The organism is Polaribacter reichenbachii, assembly GCF_001975665.1.
Lineage (GTDB): Bacteria > Bacteroidota > Bacteroidia > Flavobacteriales > Flavobacteriaceae > Polaribacter > Polaribacter reichenbachii.
Genome location: NZ_CP019419.1, coordinates 106,191 through 128,754, shown reverse-complemented (window position 1 = coordinate 128,754; position 22,564 = coordinate 106,191). Strand labels below are relative to the sequence as shown.

Annotated in this window: 13 protein-coding genes; 5 read left to right on the top strand and 8 right to left on the bottom strand. The window is 30.3% G+C overall.

The window, feature by feature from the left end:
* The 5 genes from BW723_RS00490 to BW723_RS00470 form a co-directional block, all read right to left on the bottom strand.
* Complete coding sequence (locus BW723_RS00490; protein ID WP_068358623.1) at nt 1–1,422, bottom strand: SDR family oxidoreductase; 1,422 nt, start codon at nt 1,420–1,422, stop codon at nt 1–3.
* Complete coding sequence (locus tag BW723_RS00485) at nt 1,419–2,048, bottom strand: flavin reductase family protein (protein WP_068358622.1); 630 nt, start codon at nt 2,046–2,048, stop codon at nt 1,419–1,421. Before BW723_RS00485 ends, BW723_RS00490 begins: the two co-directional genes overlap by 4 nt.
* Nucleotides 2,048–3,352: an ABC1 kinase family protein gene (locus BW723_RS00480; protein WP_068358621.1), complete on the bottom strand. Its 1,305-nt coding sequence runs from the start codon at nt 3,350–3,352 to the stop codon at nt 2,048–2,050. The genes BW723_RS00485 and BW723_RS00480 overlap by 1 nt, the downstream gene beginning before the upstream one ends.
* Nucleotides 3,353–3,358: 6 nt before the next feature.
* Entirely contained in the window at nt 3,359–4,015 is a 657-nt protein-coding gene (locus tag BW723_RS00475; protein WP_068358619.1) for a TetR family transcriptional regulator C-terminal domain-containing protein, read from the bottom strand.
* Between the two features lie 140 nt (nt 4,016–4,155).
* Nucleotides 4,156–6,255, bottom strand: a complete 2,100-nt coding sequence (locus BW723_RS00470; protein ID WP_226789191.1) for a thioredoxin domain-containing protein — start codon at nt 6,253–6,255, stop codon at nt 4,156–4,158.
* A 256-nt stretch (nt 6,256–6,511) separates the two neighbouring features.
* On the opposite strand from BW723_RS00470, the gene BW723_RS00465 reads away from it, so the two are divergent.
* The 5 genes from BW723_RS00465 (at nt 6,512) to BW723_RS00445 (ending at nt 14,266) form a co-directional block, all read left to right on the top strand.
* On the top strand, nt 6,512–8,740 hold the full coding sequence (locus BW723_RS00465; protein WP_068358615.1) for a beta-glucosidase: 2,229 nt from the start codon (nt 6,512–6,514) through the stop codon (nt 8,738–8,740).
* A gap of 155 nt (nt 8,741–8,895) precedes the next feature.
* Entirely contained in the window at nt 8,896–9,663 is a 768-nt protein-coding gene (locus BW723_RS00460) for a carboxylesterase family protein (protein WP_162274025.1), read from the top strand.
* Between the two features lie 3 nt (nt 9,664–9,666).
* Nucleotides 9,667–10,653, top strand: coding sequence for an SMP-30/gluconolactonase/LRE family protein (locus tag BW723_RS00455; RefSeq protein ID WP_083139622.1), 987 nt, complete (start codon nt 9,667–9,669; stop codon nt 10,651–10,653).
* An 8-nt stretch (nt 10,654–10,661) separates the two neighbouring features.
* Complete coding sequence (locus BW723_RS00450) at nt 10,662–12,917, top strand: glycoside hydrolase family 3 N-terminal domain-containing protein (protein ID WP_068358607.1); 2,256 nt, start codon at nt 10,662–10,664, stop codon at nt 12,915–12,917.
* 8 nt (nt 12,918–12,925) lie between these two features.
* On the top strand, nt 12,926–14,266 hold the full coding sequence (locus tag BW723_RS00445) for a GntP family permease (protein ID WP_068358604.1): 1,341 nt from the start codon (nt 12,926–12,928) through the stop codon (nt 14,264–14,266).
* Here the strand turns inward: BW723_RS00445 and BW723_RS00440 are convergent.
* The 3 genes from BW723_RS00440 to BW723_RS00430 all read right to left on the bottom strand — a co-directional run bounded on the left by BW723_RS00440 (nt 14,263) and on the right by BW723_RS00430 (nt 22,179).
* Complete coding sequence (locus BW723_RS00440; RefSeq protein WP_068358601.1) at nt 14,263–17,547, bottom strand: VCBS repeat-containing protein; 3,285 nt, start codon at nt 17,545–17,547, stop codon at nt 14,263–14,265. The genes BW723_RS00445 and BW723_RS00440 overlap by 4 nt on opposite strands.
* An 87-nt stretch (nt 17,548–17,634) precedes the next feature.
* The gene (locus BW723_RS00435) at nt 17,635–19,176 is read right to left on the bottom strand and encodes a RagB/SusD family nutrient uptake outer membrane protein (RefSeq protein WP_068358598.1); all 1,542 of its coding nucleotides are present in this window, start codon (nt 19,174–19,176) and stop codon (nt 17,635–17,637) included.
* An 18-nt stretch (nt 19,177–19,194) separates the two neighbouring features.
* Nucleotides 19,195–22,179 (bottom strand): SusC/RagA family TonB-linked outer membrane protein, encoded by a 2,985-nt coding sequence (locus BW723_RS00430; protein ID WP_226789190.1) that lies wholly within the window; start codon nt 22,177–22,179, stop codon nt 19,195–19,197.
* Nucleotides 22,180–22,564: the final 385 nt, after the last annotated feature.

Genomic DNA, 22,564 nt, shown 5'->3' with positions numbered 1-22,564 from the left:
TTATTTATTGATGTTGTTTATCATTCCGTTAAAAACAAACCAATGAAAAGGCATTACTGCGTACCAATACAATCTTCCTGCTAAACCACGCGGTCTAAAAGTGGCAGTTTGGTATAAAATTCCTTTTTCGATTTTAAATTCTAACCAAGCTTCACCTGGTAAAATCATTTCTGCGTAGAGTAATAGTTTGCCTTTTTCTTTATCTGCATAAATTACGCGCCAAAAATCTAAAGCATCACCAGCATTTAATTCTGTTGGATGTCTTCTTCCTCTACGTAAACCTGCGCCTCCAAAAATTTGATCGAAAAAACCACGAATTTTCCAAAGAAAAGTGCCATAATACCAGCCTGTTTCTCCACCAATTGCCCAAATTCTATTTAAAGCGCGCTCTTTGTCTTTTACATTTCTTTTCTTAAAATCTCTAAAACATCCATATTTTGGAACATTGATAAATTCATCAACGTAATTTTTAAGTTTTCCACTACTTATGTAAGAATCTTTCCAGCTAGAAATAATGCTATTTTGTTCAATTTTATTGAAAGCCAACTGTACAGCTTTTTTGTAAGACATTGGGTTGATGTCGAGAATTTGATTGATGTTACTCTTCTTGCCAATAACTTCTACACCCATTGAGTTTACTAAAGAAGATGCTAATTTGTATGAAGTTGAGGTTACAAAATATAACCAATAGGAAGACAATTTTGCAGTCATTACAGGTACAGTTAAAATCGATCTTTTTAGTTTTCTAACTGCTGCAAATTGTAGGAGCATTTCTTTATAAGTCAAAATTTCTGGGCCAAAAATATCGTAAGAAGTATTGTACAATTCTTTTTTAGCTAAAGCTTTGTGTAAGAATGATAAAACATCTCTTATGGCTAAAGGTTGCGTTTTGGTATTTAACCATTTAGGTGCAATCATTGCTGGCAGTTTTTCTACCAAGTCTCTAATAATTTCGAAAGATGAACTCCCAGAACCCACAATAATTCCGGCTTTAAAAGTGGTTAAAGCATATTTTTTAGAAGCTAAAGTGTTTTCAACATTTTTTCTTGATAATAAGTGTTTAGAAAGTTTTGTGTCATTTGTAATTCCGCTTAAATAAATTACTTGTTTTATGGATGTAGATTCTGCAAATCGTTTAAAATTAAAGGCACATTTTTCTTCTAAAACGTGAAATTCTTTTGCAGAATTAGACATAGAATGAATTAAATAATAAGCAGCATCTATATCTTTAGGAATGTTTTTTAACGATTCTATATTTAAAAAATCAGCTTCAAAAAGCGCTATGTTTTTTTGTTCTTTGTAATAATTTTCAGCTCTTTTTTTATCTCTAACAGGGCATATAATGGTATGGCTATCGTTTAATAATAACGGAATTAAACGTTTACCTATATAACCAGTTGCACCTGTTACGAGAATTTTCATAAGCTGTTTGTTAATTTTGGTCTTTGATAAGAAAGTTGCTTTTTAAACTTCGGAATTGTATACGTATCTAAGCCATTTATTGCAGCAATATTTCCTTTAGATAAATTGATTAAACCATCTTCTTCTAACAATTCATCATTGATATATAATTCCTGAATTTGCGCAACAATCAACATTATATCATTAGAAGGAACATAAATTTCTTCTACAAATTTCATATTCATTTGTACTGGCGCATTCTTTACAAAAGGAGCTTTAAATTCGCCTTTAAATTCCGGTTTTAAATTTGTCATATCAAATTCAGAAATTTCTTTTGGATATTTTGCAGAAGTATGATGTGCTTCTTCAATAATTTCTTCCCAAATGTGATTGATGGTAAAATAACCAACCTCTTTTATATTTTGATGTGTATTTCTTGGAACTGTAGTTGGTCTTAAAATAAAACCTAAAGTTGGTGGATTTGAGCCCAAATGCGTTACAGAGCTAAATACAGCTACGTTTGTATTGCCATCTTTAGAAATTGAACCAATTAAATTTGCAGATTTAAAGCCAGAGCAACTGTTTATAAGGTTTATCTTATAAATTTTTTCTAAAGAATTGATGTCATCAAAATTAAAAAACGCCATTATAAATTATTAAAATTATTGATTATTACATTTTTTGCTTTTAAATCGTGCATTAAATTATACAACCCAAAAAATGTTCTGTTGATGTAAATAAAATGTTTAGAACCTCTGTTGCCATTCATATTTTTAAGCTCTGTACTTTTTGCATATTTCTGACCTAAGTCTGATATTTTGCCAAAGAAAACTTCATCAGAAAAATCGAATTTTTCTTGTTGAAAAGGTTGCGTAAATAAGCTTAACATTTCGTGGAACATTGCTCTAAAAAAATCTAATTCTTCTTTAGAATCATCTTCGCGTAAAATTTCTAACTCAAATAATTTTTCTTCAAAATATGTAGGATTAGAAATATTTTCTTGTTTTGCCAATTCAAAATAAGGCACATAAAAACTATTTGGAATCGTTTTCATACAGCCAAAATCAATTACAATTAATTCGTTTTCTGGTGATATTAAAAAGTTTCCAGGATGTGGATCTGCGTGCACTTTCTTTAATTTATGGATTTGAAACATATAAAAATCCCATAAAGCTTGTCCTAATTTATTGGCAACTTCTTGATTGTCTGTGTAAAATTCAGATAAATGAACACCATTCATCCAATCCATAGTTATAATTCTATCCGAAGATAAATCAGCATAATAATTAGGGAATTTTAAATTAGGAATGTGAGCACAAGCTGCAACAATGGCTTTGCTTTGCTCAACTTCTAAAACGTAATTTGTTTCTTCAACTAATTTATTTTCTACTTCTTTAAAATATTTATCAGAATCTTTTCCTTTAATATTAAACATTTTAATGGCAATTGGTTTTACCAAAGCCAAATCTGATGCAATACTTTCTGCAACTCCAGGATATTGAATTTTAACAGCCAATTTTTTGCCATCTTTTTCAGCTTTGTGTACTTGACCAATACTGGCAGCATTTACAGAAACTGAATTGAATTTATCATAAATTTCATTCGGATTTTTACCAAAATAATTTTTAAAAGTTTTGGTAACTAAAGCAGGTGATAGGGGAGGAACAGAAAACTGAGAGAGCGAAAATTTTTCTACATAAGCCTGTGGTAAAATGCTTTTTTCCATACTCAACATTTGAGCAACTTTTAAGGCACTACCTTTTAATTGTTTTAAACCATCATAAATATCTTCCGCATTATTTTCGTTTAATTTTGCTTTGGCTTCATCTTCTGTTTTGGTCATTTTATCACCATAATATTTAAGGTAATTCACGCCAATTTTTGCTCCTGTTGTAACCAATTTAGAAGCCCTTTGTATTTTAGAAGTTGGTATAGAATCTATTGTTTTCATAGGCTTTTAATTAAAGTTAACTTTTTCTTTTAGGATGAATTTTCCAAAATCGATGATGCTTTTTAGTGGTTTTATATCCATTAAGTCAAAACGAGCATTGATAGATTTTTCAATAAAAAGATCTGTTTTTTCAAAGGATGCAGAGGTGTCATCTAACCAAAATTTCATTGTTACTAATAAATGAAACCAAGAAGATTCTTGAATGGTTTTATCCTGAATTTTTTCTAGTTTTTCTTGCTTTAAATCTAGTTTTTCAATTCCCAAATTGTTGATATATGTAATGAAATCTTGACGTAATTTTTTAAGTGATTTTAATTTTTTAAAATCCTTTTTACTGTTTTCAAGAGCATAAACAACATAACTTCTGTTAGCTGTTAACATTTCGAAAAAAGTAAAGTAAAAACTTAATAGTTTGTTTCTAGCATCAAAATTTTCATAATCCTCACTTTTTGCTAAAACTTGAATTGTATGATGAAAAAATTCTGAAAATATAGCTTCTTCTATTGCTTCAAAAGAAGTGTAAAACTTGTAGAAATCACTCTCTTCAAAATCATTTTCTTTAGCAAAACTAAATACAGATTTTGGTTGATGATTGTTTTCTAACACAAATTCCATATAAGAGGAAATAATATTTTCTTTTGATAATTGATTTTCTGCAGCCATAATTTATTTATTTACAACAAAGATACAAAATGTTTAACTTATTTACAGATAAGTTAAACATTTTATTTTGTCAATCAAAAATCTTTGAATTAAAGTGTGTTAAGTTTTAAATTGATGGATGAAGAAATTTTAATAAAAGGCTATTTTTTAATGAATTTAATGGCTTTGCTAATTTGTTTTTGAGGCAATTTACAAGTTCCAAAATTACAGACATAGATGTAAGTTTCATCTTCAATAAACTTGTCTTTTAATAATGGAATGGTATTATTTGTGGCAGTGTCTCCTGCAATAATTACGTTTGGAATATATAAATCTAGCAAGTCATTGTTTTTTAATAATGCTTCTTGTCCAACAGTTGCTATCTCGTAAAAAGGGTTGGTGTAATTGGTCATTAGGTGTAACCAATTGCTATAACCTGAAGGACTTTCTAAAACATCGGTATATAGGTTACTCATCATTTGTTGAGCAATATTATTGTAGTTTGCATCTGCATAATAAAGGCTAAGTTTAAATAAACTATTTGCTAAAATGGAGTTTGATGAAGCTATAACATTGTCGATTACCTTAACTTTTCTAGAAATTAGGTTGTTGTTTTTATTAGATGTAAAATAGAACATACCATTCTCTTTATTAAAAAAGTTTGATAATGTAAAATCCATTATTTTTTTTGATTGAACTAACCATTTTTCATCTAAAGTAACCTCGTAAAGGTTTAAAAAAGCAGCAATTAAAGTAGCGTAATCTTCAGAAAAGGCATTTATAGAGCTCTTTCCATTTTTATAATTTCTGTATAGGTTTCCGTCTTTTTGTAACTGATTTGTTAAAATAAAATTGGCGTTTTTTAATGCCGATTTTAAATAATCCTCATTTTTTAAAGCTTTGTAAGCATCTGTGTATCCTTTTATCATTAAGGCATTCCAAGAAGTTAAAACTTTATCATCTAAATTTGGCTTTCTTTTTTTATTTCTTGCTTCTTTTAGTGTTTCTTTCCAATTTTTAATGATTTTGGTAAGTTCATCCGTAGTTATTTTATGCTTTTTAGAAAAATCTTCATCCGAAGAAGTTTTAATGAGTACATATCTCTCTTTTTCCCATAAGCCAAAATTATTTATATTATAATAGTCTTTAAATAAAGTATAATTTTTTTTGATTAAATTTTGTAGTTCTTTTTCAGTCCAATAATAATATGCGCCTTCTTCTAGTTGATTATTTTCGTTTTTACTATCGGCATCTAAAGAAGAAAAAAACGTGCCATTTTTGTCTGTTAACTCTTGTTTTACAAAATTTAAAGTTTCTTCAATAACATTTTTATAAAGTGGGTTTTTACTTTGTTGATATGCTTTTGCGTAAAGACTAACAAGTTGTGCGTTATCGTAAAGCATTTTTTCAAAATGAGGAATATGCCATTTTGTATCTGTAGCATATCTAGAAAAACCACCATTAATTTGATCGTAAATACCGCCAAAAGCTAATTTTTTAAGCGTATTATTTATATGATTTTGAACCTTTTTATCATTAAATTGATGGGCATATCTCAATAAATAATCCAATGAATTTGGCATAGGAAACTTAGGGCTGTCTTTTGAACCTCCGTAAATGGTATCAAAATTTTGTTGCCATTGCCATACAGCTTGTTGAATATCCGTTTTTTTAAAATTGATATTATTTTTTTTAAGCGTAATTAATTCAGAATTTTTTATGCCTTCAGTTAATTTTGTTGCATAGTCAATTGCTTTTTCTGGGGTGTCTTTGTAAAGTTTAGAGATGTTTTGTAACACATCTTTCCATTGTTCTTTGGTAAAATAAGTGCCGCCAAAAATGGGCCTTCCATCTGGTAAAGCAATACAATTTAGAGGCCAGCCTCCGCTACCTGTCATTAATTGTACTGCATTCATATAAATTTGATCAATATCTGGTCTTTCTTCTCTATCTACCTTAATATTAATAAAATTTTCATTCATTATTTTGGCTATAGAATCGTTTTCAAAACTTTCTTCTTCCATAACATGGCACCAATGGCAAGCAGAGTATCCTATAGAAATAACAATTAATTTATTTTCTTTTTTAGCAAGTTCTAAGGTTTTGTTATTCCAAGCTTTCCAATGTACAGGGTTGTTGGCATGTTGTAATAAATACGGACTGGTTTCATTAGCCAATTCATTTTTTTGATCTGTATTTTTAGTACATCCAAAGAAAAATAGCAGACTAATAATAAGTAAGATTTTCGTTTTATAAATCAATTTTTTTATCTTGTTTTTAAATATTTATATGTAAAAATCATAAATACTAAAGTATTACAAAACTTTAAACTACAAAATTCTTTTGCTACAAAATCTAAAGCAGACAGTATCACAAATGTGTTATTCTCTGGTAAAACTGCTATAATCATAAAAAAAATGCAACAAATGTTTTAATCTTAGTAGAAATAGTTTTATCCATATCTATCCTTAAAAAGTAGTTTTATAAAAAAAAATAACAGCAAATTAAATTTGAAACATGAGAGTACCTTTTAAAAAGACCATAAGCGTTTTTGTTTTTACTGTATACCTAAATATATCATATATAATAGCGCAAGATAAAATACCACAAATTCAATTAGAAAAAGGAGAAGTAACTACAGCATTTATAGAAGCAAAAATAGATAGTATTATAGCTATTTTAACGCTAGAAGAAAAGGTGGCAATGACGCACGCACAATCTAAATTTAGTACAAAAGGAGTGGAAAGGTTAGGAATACCTGAGGTTTGGATGTCTGATGGGCCACATGGTGTTAGAGAAGAAATTAGTTGGGATGCTTGGGAAAATGCAGGTTGGACAAATGATGCTATTACCGCTTTTCCTGCTTTAACTTGTTTAGCAGCTACTTTTAATCCAGAATTAGCAAATAAATATGGTTACAATTTAGGAGAAGAAGCTAGATATAGAGAAAAAGATGTGTTGTTAGGGCCTGGTGTAAATATTTATAGAACGCCATTTAATGGTAGAAATTTTGAGTATTTAGGAGAAGATCCGTTTTTAGCATCAACAATGGTAGTGCCTTATATACAAGGTGTGCAAGAAAACGGAATTGCAGCTTGTGTAAAACATTTTGCCTTAAACAATCAAGAACATTGGCGAGATAAAATTAACGTAGAAGTTAGTGACAGAGCTTTATATGAAATTTATTTGCCAGCATTTAAAGCAGCTGTGCAAAAAGCAAATGTTTGGGCTTTAATGGGAGCTTATAATAAGTTTAGAGGGCAGTATACTACACATAACAAAATTTTACATAAAATTTTAAAAACTGATTGGGATTATGATGGAGTTGTAATTAGCGATTGGAGTTCTGTTCATTCCACTAAAGAAGCTGCATTATATGGTGTAGATATGGAAATGGGTACAGGAACTGATGGATTAGGGACTACTACAAGTAATCATTATCAACATTACTTTTTGGCAAATCCGTTTTTAAAAGCGATTAAAAATGGAGAATTAAGCGAAGATTTAGTAGATGATAAGGTTCGTAGAATTTTACGTTTAATTTATCGTACAAATTTAAATCCGAATAGAGCATTAGGAAAATTAAACACAAAAGAACATCATAAAGTAGCTAGAGAAGTTGCTACAGAAGGAATTGTTTTGCTAAAAAATGAAGAGAACTTTTTCCCTATTCAAGATAAAAAAGGAATAACAATTGCTGTTATTGGAGAAAATGCAACTAGAAATATGACACAAGGTGGTGGTTCATCACAATTAAAACCACTTTTCGAAATTTCTCCTTTACAAGGGATTAAAGAAAGATATAAAAATGCAACAATAATACATACAATGGGGTATGAGTCTGGTGATTCTGTATATGATGAAATTCTTCCAGCTACTTTAAATCAAGATTCTTTGTATGTAAAAGCAATAGAAACTGCTAAAAAAGCAGATGTTGTTCTTTTTGTTGGCGGATTAAATAAAAGTCATCATCAAGATAGTGAGGGAGATGATAGAGAAGTTTTTGCCTTGCCTTATGGACAAGAAAAGTTAATTGATGGAATACACGAAGTGAATAAAAATGTGGGTTTTTTATTATTAACAGGGAATGCTGTAGAAATGAATTGGCTGCCTAAAACTAAAGGGGTTTTGCAAACTTGGTATTTGGGTAGTATGGCAGGTCATGCCATTGCAGATGTGGTTAGCGGAGATGTAAATCCTTCTGGTAAATTACCTTTCTCTTTTCCTAAAAAACTAGAAGACAATGCAGCGCATTCTTTTGGCGAAATTTCTTATCCAGGAAATGGTGTAGATCAAGAATATAAAGAAGATATTTTGGTGGGCTATAGATGGTTTGATACTAAAAAAATAACACCTCAATATGCTTTTGGTTACGGTTTGTCTTATTCTGATTTTACAATTTCTGATGTTAAAATTGATCAAAAAAAATACAATAAAAGCGATACAATAAAAGTAACATTTAATGTAGCTAATCTTGGAGATAGAGAAGGAGCAGAGGTAGTACAAGTATATGTAGGTAAACATAAATCTAAAGTGCAAAGAGCTATAAAAGAATTAAAAGGTTTTACAAAAGTATTTTTAGAAAAAGGAGATCAAAAAACCGTAAGTATTTCTATTGCTGCTGATGAATTAGGGTATTATAATACAGAAGTATCTGATTGGTCTATAGAAGATGGAAACTATTATTTGTATGTAGGTAATGCATCAAATAACATTGTGAAAAAAATTAAGTTTAGTTTGTTTTAATTATAATTGTTTAAGTTTAAGGCAGTATGAAGTTACTTTGTACTGCTTTTTTATTTTTTAGTGTGAATTGTAAAATATTACTATTTGTTGTTTTTAGTTGTCTTAGTTTTGCTTGCAAACCAAAACCTAATGGTCCAAAATTTAGTTTAGCTAATGTGGATAGTTTATTGGTGAAAAACACTTTTACAGCTTCAAATAATTTAAAATTACCTTATCGATTTTTTGAACCCAATATTAAGCAACAAAAAAAGATTCCGCTTGTAATATTTTTACATGGTAGAGGAGAAAGAGGAACAGAAAACGGAGAAAGAATTTACAGAAATGCAGGGTTTTTAATGAATGAAAACTCATTATTAACAACCAAATCTCAAGAAAAATATCCTTGTTATGTTTTAGTTCCACAATGTTCTGATAAAACAGAAAATGAAGAATGGGCAAAATGGATTGGTAATAAACCAGAAACACCTTTTAAAGGTTTAGGTAAAGATGGTTCTTATCAAATAAATCCAATTCCTTCTGATTCAGGTAAAGCAACTTTAGAATTAATAGAAAAATTAATAAAGGAAAAAGCGATAGATACTTCAAGAATTTACATAACAGGTTTATCTATGGGCGGTTTTGGTACTTGGGATTTTATAGCAAGAAAACCCAATTTATTTGCAGCAGCAATACCAATGGCAGGTTATTCAGATCCAAATCAAATTCAGAAAATAAAAGAAATTCCTATTTGGATTTTTCATGGAAATAAAGATCAATGGAATCCTGTAGAAGGTTCTAGAAATATGTATCAACTTTTAAAAAACATCAATGCTGATGTAAAATATACAGAGTATAATTTAGGTCATAGAGATACTTTTAAAAAAGCATTTAAAGAACCCGAATTAATTTCTTGGATGTTTTCTAAATCAAAAAAAATAAAATAGTTTATGCTTAAAAAAATATCAATTGTTACTTTTTTAATTCTGATAATGGCTTGTAATTCAAATAAAAAAGAAAGTAAAAAAGAAGAGGCAAAAATCCCTATTAAAACAGCAAAATTAGCCTATAAGATAAATGCAAGTTTAGGCGAAGGTGCCATCTGGAATTATAAAACCCAAGAATTGTATTGGGTAGATATAGAAGGCAAACAATTAAATATTTTTAATCCATCAACAAAAGAAAATAAAATTTTAGAAACCAAATCTAGAATCGGAACAGTAGTTCCTTTTACAGAAAAAGAAGCTTTAGTTGCTTTAGAAGATGGAGTACATAAAATGAATTTAGAATCTGGAGAAAGTACCTTGTTTACTGACATGAAAAAAGAATTACCAGGCAGTAGATTAAATGATGGTAAATGTGATCCTGCAGGAAGGTTTTGGGTAGGTTCTATGCATATGCAACAATTAACGGGTAAAGCTAATTTGTACACAATTACCTCAGAAAATAATCTTCAAAAAAAGGTAGATAGTGTAACCATTTCTAACGGAATTGTTTGGACATCAGATAAAAAAACAATGTATTATATAGATACTCCAACTTCTACTATTAAAGCCTATGATTATGATAACAAAACCGGAAAAATTGCAAACGAAAGAGTAGTGGTTCAAATTCCAGAATCGTTAGGTTTTCCTGATGGAATGACCATTGATGAAGAAAATATGCTTTGGGTGGGTATGTGGAATGGAAATGCAGTTATTCGCTTTAATCCTAAAACAGGCAAAGTAATTTCTAAAATCGAAGTGCCAGCTCATAATGTAACTTCGTGTGCTTTTGGTGGTAAAGATTTAGATGTTTTATACATAACCACAGCAAGTGTAGATATGACAGCAGAAGAAGTAGAAAAATATCCTTTAGCAGGCGCTATTTTTAAAGTAAAATCCGGAGTTAAAGGTGTAAAAAGTAATTTTTATATAGAAAACAAACCAACAAAATAAATAATATTATGAAAAAAGTATTCCTATTATTACTGTTATTGTTAACAATTCTAAGCTGTAAAGAAAATAAAAAATCATCTTTTGTAAAAGACACAACGCATGAAGCTAAAATAGAAGCTTTACTTGCAAAAATGACTTTAGAAGAAAAAATAGGGCAAACTAATTTAAGAGGCGTTTCTAGTAGAGCAACTTCTTTGCCAACAGATTTAAAAGAATCTGTTAGAAAAGGAAATGTGGGAGCTTTTTTAAATATTATGAATCTAGATTATGTAGATGAATTACAAAGAATTGCAGTTGAAGAAAGTCCGAACGGAATTCCATTGATTTTTGGTAGAGATGTAATACATGGTTTTAAAACAATGTTTCCAATTCCATTGGGATTAGCAGCAACTTGGGATGCTCAAATTGTAGAAAAATCTTCTGAAATAGCCGCTTTTGAAGCTTCTGCTTATGGAATAAGATGGACGTTTGCGCCAATGTTAGATATTGCCAGAGACAGCAGGTGGGGAAGAATTGCAGAATCTCCAGGAGAAGATCCGTATTTAGCAACCGTTTTAGGTGCAGCTTATGTAAAAGGTTTTCAAAGTGATGATTTAAGTAATCCTTATTCAATGGCAGCTTCTGCAAAACACTACATTGCTTATGGAGCAGCAATTGGAGGTAGAGATTATAACACAGTAGATATGAGCGAGCAATTGTTAAGAAATGTGTATTTACCACCTTTTAAATCTGCTATAGATGCTGGTTCTGCTACAGTTATGAGCTCTTTTAATGAAATAAATGGAGTACCAGCAACAGGAAATGAGTTCTTATTAAAAGACGTTTTAAGAGGTGAATTACAGTTTGATGGTTTTGTGGTAAGTGATTGGGATTCTGTGACAGAAATGGTATATCATGGCTATGCAAGTGATGAAAAACACGCAGGAGAATTAGCTGCTAAAGCAGGATTAGATATGGAAATGACAAGTACTGCTTATGAGAACCATCTAAAAGAATTAATCAAAGAAAATAAAGTAACCATAGAAGAATTAAACGAATTTGTACGTAATATTTTAAGAATAAAATTTAGGTTAGGTTTATTTGAAAATCCGTATAGAAATAAAGAACACAAAGGGAATTTTTATGCAGAAAATCATTTAAAAGAAGCCAAAAAAGCAGCGATTGAAAGTACTGTTTTATTAAAAAATAAACAATCAATTTTACCACTTTCAGAAAAAACAAAAGTGGCAATTATTGGACCTTTAGCAAATGCACCTCATGAACAATTAGGTACTTGGGCTTTTGACGGAGAAAAAGAGCATACAAATACACCTTTACACGCATACCAAAAAGCAAGTACCAATTTTATGTTTGCTAAAGGATTAGGGCATAGTAGAGATAAATCTAAAAAAGGTTTCAAAGAAGCAATTGATGTTGCAAAAAAATCGGATGTAATTTTATTTTTTGGAGGAGAAGAAGCCATTTTATCTGGAGAAGCACACAGTAGAGCAAATATTGATTTGCCTGGTGCACAAGAAGCATTAATTAATGAACTGGCCAAAACAGGCAAACCAATTGTTTTAGTAATTATGGCTGGTAGGCCAATTACAATTACAAATATTATTGATAAAACTGATGCTGTACTTATGTCTTGGCACCCAGGAACAATGGGTGGTGAAGCTTTGTATGAAATTATTAATGGGATAGAATCCCCAGAAGGAAGATTGCCTGTTTCTTGGCCAAAAACAGCAGGACAGTTGCCTTATTTTTATAATCATAAAAACACAGGTAGACCTGCAGATAGTGTTAATTTTGTATCTATAGATAAAATACCAATTGGTGCTTGGCAAAGTTCTTTAGGTAACGATTCTCATTATTTAGATGCTGGTTTTACTCCACATTTTCCTTTTGGATATGGATTATCTTACACAACTTTTAAATATGCTGATATTTCAATCTCTAAAGAGACAATTAACTTTAGTGAAAATTTAGAGGTAAAAGTATCTATTACAAATACAGGTAAAACTGCCGGAAAAGAAACAGTACAATTATATATACAAGACGTAGTAGGTAGTATTACAAGACCCGTAAAAGAGTTAAAAAGGTATCAACAGGTATTCTTAAAAAGTGGAGAAACTAAAGAAATTTCTTTTCAAATTTCAGCTAAAGATTTAGAGTTTGTCAATCATAAATTAGTGAAAGCAGCAGAAGAAGGTAAATTTAACCTTTGGGTTGGTCCCAATTCAGCAGAAGGTTTAAAAACATCGTTTTCTCTTAAAAAATAGAGGTATTTATGTTAGGTTTTTGGTTGCTTGCCTCTGTGTTTTTTGGTATTGTAATATTATTGGTACTTATTTTAAAATTAAAAATCCCTGCTTTTATAGCCTTATTAATTGCTAGTATAGCTGTAGGTGTTTTTTCTGGAATGCATCCTTTAGAAATTATTAATACCATAAAAGATGGTATGGGTAATACTTTGGGGTTTGTGGCAACTGTGGTTGGTTTGGGAGCAATGTTTGGTGCAATTTTAGAACATTCTGGAGGTGCAGAAGCTTTGGCTAATTATCTATTGCATAAATTTGGAGAGAAAAATGCTTCTTGGGCATTGGTAATTACTGGTTTTTTTGTGGCAATTCCTGTTTTTTTTGATGTTGCTTTTATCATTTTAGTACCATTGATTTATTCTTTACAGCGTAAAACTAAAAAATCATTATTGTTGTATGCTATTCCTCTATTAGCAGGTTTGGCAATTACGCATGCATTTATTCCTCCAACTCCTGGTCCAGTTGCTGTAGCAGATATTTTAAAAGCAGATTTGGGATGGGTTATTTTATTCGGATTTATTGTTGGAATTCCTACTGCAATTGTTAGTGGCCCATTATTTTCAAAATATATTGCTAAAAAAATATTTGTAGAAGCACCATCCATAGAAAAAAATCAGCAGTTTAAAGATTATCCTGCAGTGGGTTTAATAATTGCTATTATTGGTATTCCAATTGTGTTAATAGTTAGCAATACCGTTTTAAATAGTCCTTTATTTGCAGAAGGTACTATTCCTAATAACATCAAAAATTGGTTACAGATGATTGGACATCCATTTTCTGCGTTAATAATTGCCAATTTAATTGCTTGGTATTTATTAGGGATTAAAAGAGGTTATCATAAAGAAACATTATTAAAAATTACCACAAAATCTATGGAAGCTGCTGGTATCATTATTCTGTTAACTGGTGCTGGTGGAGTTTTTAAACAAGTGTTAATCAACACAGGAACAGGAGCAATGTTAGCAAATTATTTTGCAGATAAAGGCATAAGCGTTTTGTTTTTTGCTTTTTTAGCGGCTGTAATAGTTCGTGTTCTACAAGGTTCATCAACAGTTGCTATGATAACAGCAGCTGGAATTACAGCTCCACTTTTAGCGGATTCTATTTCTGAAATAGACAAAGCACTTATGGTAATTGCCATTGCAGCTGGTGCATCCATAATGTCTCACGTTAATGATAGTGGTTTTTGGTTGGTCAGTAAATATTTACATATTGATGAAAAACAAACGTTTAAAAGTTGGTCTGTAATGACCATTTTACTTTCGCTTGTTGGTTTTACCAGTGTTATGATTTTATCATTAATATTTTAATTATTGATTTTTAAATATTGTATTTCATCATTATTTTTACCAACGATGATGTGTTTTTTATTATTTATTGTTATTTCAGACATTTCTTTTACATCACCAGAAGTATAAAAACCACTTTCTAAAACCGATGTTGCTTTAAAAATTCCTTTACCATTTCCTTTTAAAAATAAACCGTAACTAGCATCGTTTCTTGGCGTTTCTACTTCAGAATTATGTAGGTTTCCTGCAATTAAAGCATCTAAATTACCATCTTTATCATAATCATTCACCAATATTTTTTGAATGCTAGAAAATTGTGCTTCAACTGGTAGTTGATGAATTTTAAAAGAATCTCCTTTATTTTCTAAGTAAATACTGGCAAAAGATTTTACTTGATAATGTAAAGCGTTTTCTAAATTATTTTTACCGTATACATCAATTAAAGTAGCAGTAGAAAATTCGTCATAATTCTTAAATTTATTTTTGATACCTGGTATTTGATCTGATGAACATTGTCTTCCACGAAGTGGATATTGTTTGCCGTCATTATAATAACTTAACACAATATCATTTTTATTATTCTTGTCGAAATCATTAACATAAATATCAAAAGTTTCATTTTCTGTGGCTTTATATTTATAATTTAAACCATTGTTACCCAGTATATAATCCACATCTCCATCATTGTCAAAATCGCCTTGATTTATACTCCACCACCAACCAGTGGCATCTTTTGTGATTCCCATTTTTTCTGAAACATCTTCAAAAATTCCTTTATTATTTTTAAAAATTTTGATTGACATCCACTCACCAACAATAATAATATCTTGCCAAGAATCATTATTAAAATCTGTGATTACTGCACTTGTGGCCATTCCTAAATCAGTAAAAAGTGTAGTTGAGGTTTTTTCAAATTTTATGTTTTTTTGTGTAGAATTATTTTCTAATAAATAGCTGTTTGCCGCAAGCGGATATTTGCCAGGAATTTGCCTGCCTAAAACTAAAATATCTTGTTTACTATCTTTATTATAATCTAGTTGATAGGCTTTAGATCCGCTTTCTGTAAGTTTTGGTAATGCATTTATTGCTTTTTTAAAATTACCTTTTCCATCATTTTCGTAAAATCTATCTTGCAACATCGATGAATTCTGAGCAAATTCATAACCTCCGCTCACCACATATAAATCTTGATCTCCATCAGCATCAGCATCAAAAAATAAGGAACCCAAATCTTCTGATAATTTATCTTTTTCTATAGCCGGAATTTTAGTTTTTATAAAATCGCCGTTTTTTTGCAGATATAATTGTGCAGGAACACCAAAAGATCCTCCAATAAAATAATCCTCCAAACCATCATTATTTACATCAGCAACAGATAGCGTAGGCCCTAAAGTAGACATTTTGTGAGGTAATAAAACCTGTTTATCAAAATCGTTAAAGTCGTTTTCTTTATGTTTTGGTTTTGGTAAATTGGTAGCTTCTGTAAATAAAACCTTATTTTTTTTGATTTCTTTTTTTGATGAATTTGCTAAGGCATCAGCATAATTAATGGTTAAAAGTTGATTGGTAGCAATGTCTTTTAAAGTTTCGGTTTTTCCTGTTTGCCAAATAATTTGCAAACTATCAATTCTCTTTTCTTTATCAAATCCAAAATGAAGTTCTGGTGCAACAGAAGATTGAAAACCTCTTGTTAATGTGAGCTCTTGCATTTGTTTTTTGTTATTTACAAATGCATAAACTCTGTTTCCCAATCCAAATTTATTTTTAATATCACCTTTAAATCGTATTTTTAAATAGGTGTTGTTTTCTGAGCTGTTATTCTTAAAAATAGTTGCTTTTTCATCAATATTATTTACAATAATTTCTAAATCGCCATCATTATCTAAATCAGCATAAGCAGCTCCGTTAGAAAAACCTTTGTGTTCTAACCCCCATTTTTTGCCAACATTATCAAAGTTTAAATTACCTAAGTTTTTAAACATAAAATTGTCTATTTTTTCACTAGGAATCATTTTTGTTTTTTCTAATAACGAATATTTATCATATTCTTTTTTATCTATTTTTTTAAAAAAATCTTTGTTGTTTACTTCTCTTCTTGTACCGTTTGTAACGTATAAATCTTTAAAGCTATCATTATCAAAATCAGCAAAAAGAGGTCCCCAACTCCAATCTGTAGAAGACATACCTGTTAGTCTAGAAATGTTAGAAAATTTAGGAATTCCATCTTTTATTAAACCTGAATTTAGTTGTAAAGAGTTGTGCATGTATTGGTAATGAAAACCATAAAAAACAGTCTCAAAAAACAATTTAGGATTCATACTTGCCATATTTGCTTTTTGACGACGGTTGTTGTTAGATTCCATATCTACTTGAAAAACATCTAAAAAACCATCATTATTAATGTCAGAAATGTCTATTCCCATTCCGTAAAAAGAAGTTTGAGAAGTTGCTTTTTTTACAACTTCTTTAAAAGTACCATCTTGGTTGTTGATGTATAAAAAATCTGGAATGCTGTAATCATTAGAAACATATAGATCTTGCCAACCATCATTATTAATATCAGAAGCAGTAATGCCTAAAGAAAAACTATAGTTTTTAACACCAGCACTTTCTGTTACATCCGTAAAAAATGTACCATCATTTCTATACAATTTATCTGTTTCATTATCAGAAACATTTTGCATTCTGTTTTTGTAAATCATATTTGATGTTGATGGATGAGCAATTGGGTAATTTGCAACATAAAGGTCTAAATCGCCATCATTATCATAATCAAAAAAAGTAGCTTGTACTGAATTGGCAGCATTATCTATTTGATATTCCTTTGCTTTTTCTGTAAAAGTATTGTCTTTATTATTAATATAAAGTTGATTGTTTTTAATACCATTTTTACCAGCAACAGCGCAATAAATATCTAAATAACCATCGTTATTAACATCTGCCATAGTTGCACCTGTGTACCATCGATCATCACCAGGAATATTTGCTTTTTCTGTAATATCTTCGAATTGTAAATTCCCTTTATTTAAGTATAATTTATTACTAACTTGATTGCCTGTAAAAAAAATATCTATTAATCCATCATTATTAATATCACCTACAGAAACGCCACCACCCATATAAATAGAAGTGTATTTAAAATAATTTAAAGTCTCTGTTTCTTTTAAATTATTGCTAAAATTAACATTCGATTTTTCTGATAAAAGTTTAGAAAATAAGGTTGTTGTATTTTCTGATTGTTCTTTAGTTGTGCAACTAAAAAGAACAAAAAAGACTAAAAGTAAGATGAGAGATTTATACATGGCAATACTTATTTCGTAAAAATAAATAAAGCAGTATGAAAATAATGTTCCATACTGCTTTATTCTCTTATAAATCAAATAAAAATATTAATATCCAGGGTTTTGATCAGCAATAGTTAACTCACTATTTTTATCAATTTCAGTAATCGGAATTGGAAACAAATCGTTTGTAGAAGAGTAATTAGTACCTGCTAATTCTGTACTAGCTTTTCCCCAACGTACTAAATCCCAAAAACGTTGCCCTTCGTGCGCTAATTCTAAGAATTTTTCGTTTACAATAGCTTCGAATAAAGCGTTTCCAGAAGTTGAAGCATCAATATCTGCTAAGCCAGCTCTGTTTCTAATTTTATTTAATTCGGTTCTTGCTGCATCATCTTGGCCAGCTTTATTATAAGCCTCTGCAGCTAATAATAGCACTTCTGCGTATCTAAACAGTCTAAAATTTGTACTGTAATTTAATTCTTTAACTCCATCATCGCTTGAGTCGTCTGGGTTTGTAGCGTATTTAATTCTTATAGCCCCTTCGTAATCCCAAATAACACCACCAGAAGCCGCTGATGGATCTACGCCACCACCAGCAGCAATTAATTCTGCTTCTGTTATTAAGGTTGCTGCTTTTCGATCTACATCACCAGCAGTTTCAAAAGCGGTTACTAACTTACTAGTTGGTAAATTAAAACCCCATCCATTAATTAACCCTGTACCAGTAAGATCGAAAATACCATCTCCTCTAGGTCCCATTAACTGTATATGTAAATTACTTTCGTTTCTACCACCCCAAGCAAGATTTCCCCAATCTCTAGCAGTTGTAGATACATAACCAATTTCGAATAAAGATTCGATGCCGAATTCGTTATTTATGCCCCAAACATCTGCAGGATTTGCTTCTAAATCGTGAGCAGTATTGCTGATTACAGTTTGAAAATATGGGATTGCTTCAGAATATTTTTCTTGAAAAACCAATACTTTACCCATTAAAGCTTGTGCTGCACCTTTAGAAACTCGAAAATTATCTGCTAAGGCTCCTTTTTCTGGTAATGAAGCAATTGCGTCTGTTAGATCTAATTGTATTTGAGCATAAACATCTGCTCTAGAAGATTTTGCAATTCCAAATTCTTCTGCACTTGTAGGTACAGTTAAACGTAAAGGAATATCGCCAAACATAGTTGTTAACTCGAAATAAGACCAAGCTCTCATAAATTTGGCTTCAGCTAAAGCTCTGTCTTTATTACTCAGGTTAGTATCTTTAATATTTTCTATTACTAAATTAGATAAAGATATGGTTCTGTAAAATAGATCCCAAACACTAGCAATAGAAACATTTGATGATGATACATTTGCGTAATCGTCAATATCTTGTAATTGAGCTTGATCTTCTGAGTTACCCCCAGCAGCATTAGCATCATCACCAGGTAATAGTTTTACTAAAAAGACACTGTGCCAATCTCTACCATAGTTAAATTGCATTAAATCGTAAATACCTATTATGGCAGATTCTACATTTTCTTCTTCAAGAAAAAATGTTTCTAAATCTTGAACATTTAGTCTTGGATTTTCTGTAAATTCATCACTACAAGAGAAAACTCCGAAGAAAAGAACTACAATAATTGTTAAAAATATTTTTTTCATAATATGTTGTATTTTTTATTAAAAGTCTAGTGATAATCCGAATATTGCTTTTGCTGCTGTAGGGAAAAAACCTCTATCAACTCCTATACTGTTAAAGTTAAAATTACCAACTTCAGGATCTAAACCTTTGTATTTTGTAAAAGTAAAATAGTCATCTAAAGAAACATATATTCTTAAATTTTTAGCACGAATTCTTTTTACAATATGCTCTGGTAATGTGTAGCCAAATTGAATTTGTTTAATTCTCATAAAAGAACCATCTTCTACCATTAAATCTGTTTGATAAGAGCCAATAACACTACCTGCACCTGGATATGTAGCTACATCACCTGGATTTTGCCATCTTTCTGTAAAGTAATGTAAAGGTTTGTTTGTAATAGCTCTAGAAGGTTGATGATAAGTAGAAATAATATCATTACCAATTGTACCTTGAAATTGCAAATTAAAATCGAAATCTTTGTAACCCAAGCTAATATTACCCCCAAATAAAACATCTGGATGTGGTGAGCCAATATTTGTTTTATCGGCATTAGTAATACCATTAACACCATCTGTATCTACTATTATTACCTCGCCAGTTGCAGGATCAATTCCATTGGTTTGGTAACCATAAAAGTACCATGAAGGTTGCCCTTCTGTAAATCTTGTTATTCCGTCTGCGTTTTGAGGAGCACCTGCTCCTGTAAGAGAAGTACCTTCTGGAACAAAAAGAATTTCTGTTACTTTATTTTGTAAAGTAGATAGATTTGCATTAATATTATATCTAAGACCGTTTTCTGTTGTGTCTCCATAGCCTAATTCAAATTCGAAACCTTTATTTTCTATTGTACCAGCATTAAATTCGTTAGAAACAAAACCAGCAGAACCAGGTGTAATTAAACTACCATCGCTTACAATAGCATCTCTAGTTGTTTTTTTATAATAATCTATAGAAAAACTTAATCTACTATCGAATGCTCTTAAATCTATCCCTAAATCTAGTTGTTCTGAGGTTTCCCAAACTAAGTTAAGGTTAGAGTATCCTGTAATTTGTGCACCTGTACTACCTAAATAATCGATAGTTTGTCCGTTAATAATTGAGGTAATATAGGTTTTATCAGAATTACCACTTAAGTTACTTCTGCTTCCATTTTGCCCCCAACTGGCTCTTAACTTAAGGTAATCTAATTTAGAATCTTCTTTCCAAAAACCTTCTTTAGAAACTACCCAACCTGTAGAAAATGCTGGAAACGTACCTGCTTTATTTGCTGTTGGAAATTTATCTGATTTATCTCTTCTTAAAGAAGCTTCGAACAGATATTTACCAGCATAATCATAAGAAAATCTACCAAACATAGAAACCATATTGTCTGGTGATGGGTCTACTAAATTAATTTGTGTGTTAAAATCTGGTAAATCGAAATCGAAACCAGTAAAGTTTGCAATAGATGTAGATCCGCTTCTAGAGATTATGGTTTTTACTCTTGTGTTTTCTGCAGAATAACCTGCCAATAATTTAAAAGAATGATTGCCAATTTCTTTTTCGTAAGAAGCAAAATTTTCCCACAACCATCTTTTAGATTCTACAATATTTTGAGAACCTGTATAGGCAGTGTTTGCTGCTTCTGAAGTAACATAATAAGGATTAATTGTATTTTTTGTATCCCATTGATTTTCATCATAACCAAATCTAGAAGTAAATGAAAAACCATCAAAAGGCTTAAATTTTAAATAAGTTGATGTTAACCATTGATAAGAATCTACAGTTGTTTTATTGATAACATTTGCATAAGCTACAGGGTTAATTACTTCTCCTGTAGAGTAACTTGGATAACCGTAAACATTACCATTATTATCTGTTAGTAAAGGTACATCATTATTATTTGCATTATCGATAACAAATTGAGGAACCTGACCATTTGCATAAGTTACAGGTGTTAAAGGGTCTAAGATTAAGGCATTTTGTATTACACCTCTTGTATCGCTATTTTCTGGTATACCACTTTTGTCTGAAGAAGAATATGTAGAATTTACACCAAACTCTAACCACTTTGTAATGTCTGCTTTTAAATTTATTCTAATTGTAGTTCTTTTAAACGAATCATTGTTCCCTGTTATTATACCATCTTGGTCTAAATGAGAGGCAGAGGTGTAGTAAGAAAATTTATCTGTTGCACCAGATAAGTTAATGTCATTTCTATGCATTAAAGCTGTAGAAAAAGTTTCGTCTATCCAGTTTGTGTCATAACCATTATCTACCACACTTGTTATACCAGCCTCGTTCATGTATTGTACAAATTGCGAAGCATTCATTAACTCCATATTTGTTTTTAACGTTTGTATACCTAATTGGCTGTTATAAGAAACTTTTAATCCGCCTTTTTTACCTCTTTTAGTTGTAATAATAACTACACCATTAGCACCTTCTGTACCGTAAATTGCAGCAGAAGCGGCATCTTTTAAAATTTCGATGTTTGCTATATCTGCAGGAGCAATGTCTGCAATAGATGATGCTTTCATACCATCAACAATAAAAAGAGGTTCTGAGTTACCACTAGAACCTGCTCCACGAATTCTTATTTTAGCACCAGAGCCAGGAGAACCTGAAGATGAAGATACAGTAACACCAGAAGTTCTACCTTGTAAAACAGCTTCTACTCTTTGATTAGATGAGCTTTTAATTTGTTTTGAGTCGATACTAGAAATAGCACCTGTTACTAAGCTTTTTTTCTTGCTACCATAACCAACCACTACAATTTCATTTAAAGATTCTAAATTTTCTTGTAAGACTACATCAATTTTGGTTTGGTTACCTACAAGAATTGTAATAGCATTCATTCCTATAAAAGTAAAAACTAACTCATCTTTAGGTGATACATTGTCTAATGAGTAGTTACCATCAAAATCTGTATTTGTTCCTTTTTGAGTTCCTTTAATTAGAACAGATACCCCAGGCAAAAGATTACCAGAAGTATCTTTTACTTGACCTGTAATTGTTTTGTTTTGTGAAAAAACATTTTGCATACATAATATTAAGCATGCAATAATCGTGACTTTAAATTTTATCATCTTTCATATTAATTGGTTAATTAAATATTTTTAGATTAACAACGAACATAGCTTAAGACTTCTATTAATTTTTAATTAGTATTAATGTTAATAAATTATCATTTTTACTAAATTTTTGTAAGATTTTTAATTGAGTCGTTTTGTTTCATATGTGTTGTTATACTTCTTTCAAATGTAATTGAAGTATGTTGTTTTTTTTAACACAGAAAAAACAGAATTTAAAACTATTGTTGCTATTTAACCTTTAATTAACAGTAATGCTACATTTAATTCATTTGACGCAACAATTGTTTTATAGTTGTAATTAGTTTGGTATTTAATAGATAGTGTATTTTTAAAA

Bases quoted from the DNA above. Each gene is read 5' to 3' on its own strand.
- BW723_RS00490 (WP_068358623.1), bottom strand. From the start codon at position 1,422: ATGAAAATTCTCGTAACAGGTGCAACTGGTTATATAGGTAAACGTTTA.
- BW723_RS00485 (WP_068358622.1), bottom strand. From the start codon at position 2,048: ATGGCGTTTTTTAATTTTGATGACATCAATTCTTTAGAAAAAATTTAT.
- BW723_RS00480 (WP_068358621.1), bottom strand. From the start codon at position 3,352: ATGAAAACAATAGATTCTATACCAACTTCTAAAATACAAAGGGCTTCT.
- BW723_RS00475 (WP_068358619.1), bottom strand. From the start codon at position 4,015: ATGGCTGCAGAAAATCAATTATCAAAAGAAAATATTATTTCCTCTTAT.
- BW723_RS00465 (WP_068358615.1), top strand. From the start codon at position 6,512: ATGAGAGTACCTTTTAAAAAGACCATAAGCGTTTTTGTTTTTACTGTA.
- BW723_RS00455 (WP_083139622.1), top strand. From the start codon at position 9,667: ATGCTTAAAAAAATATCAATTGTTACTTTTTTAATTCTGATAATGGCT.
- BW723_RS00450 (WP_068358607.1), top strand. From the start codon at position 10,662: ATGAAAAAAGTATTCCTATTATTACTGTTATTGTTAACAATTCTAAGC.
- BW723_RS00445 (WP_068358604.1), top strand. From the start codon at position 12,926: ATGTTAGGTTTTTGGTTGCTTGCCTCTGTGTTTTTTGGTATTGTAATA.
- BW723_RS00440 (WP_068358601.1), bottom strand. From the start codon at position 17,547: ATGTATAAATCTCTCATCTTACTTTTAGTCTTTTTTGTTCTTTTTAGT.
- BW723_RS00435 (WP_068358598.1), bottom strand. From the start codon at position 19,176: ATGAAAAAAATATTTTTAACAATTATTGTAGTTCTTTTCTTCGGAGTT.
- BW723_RS00430 (WP_226789190.1), bottom strand. From the start codon at position 22,179: ATGCAAAATGTTTTTTCACAAAACAAAACAATTACAGGTCAAGTAAAA.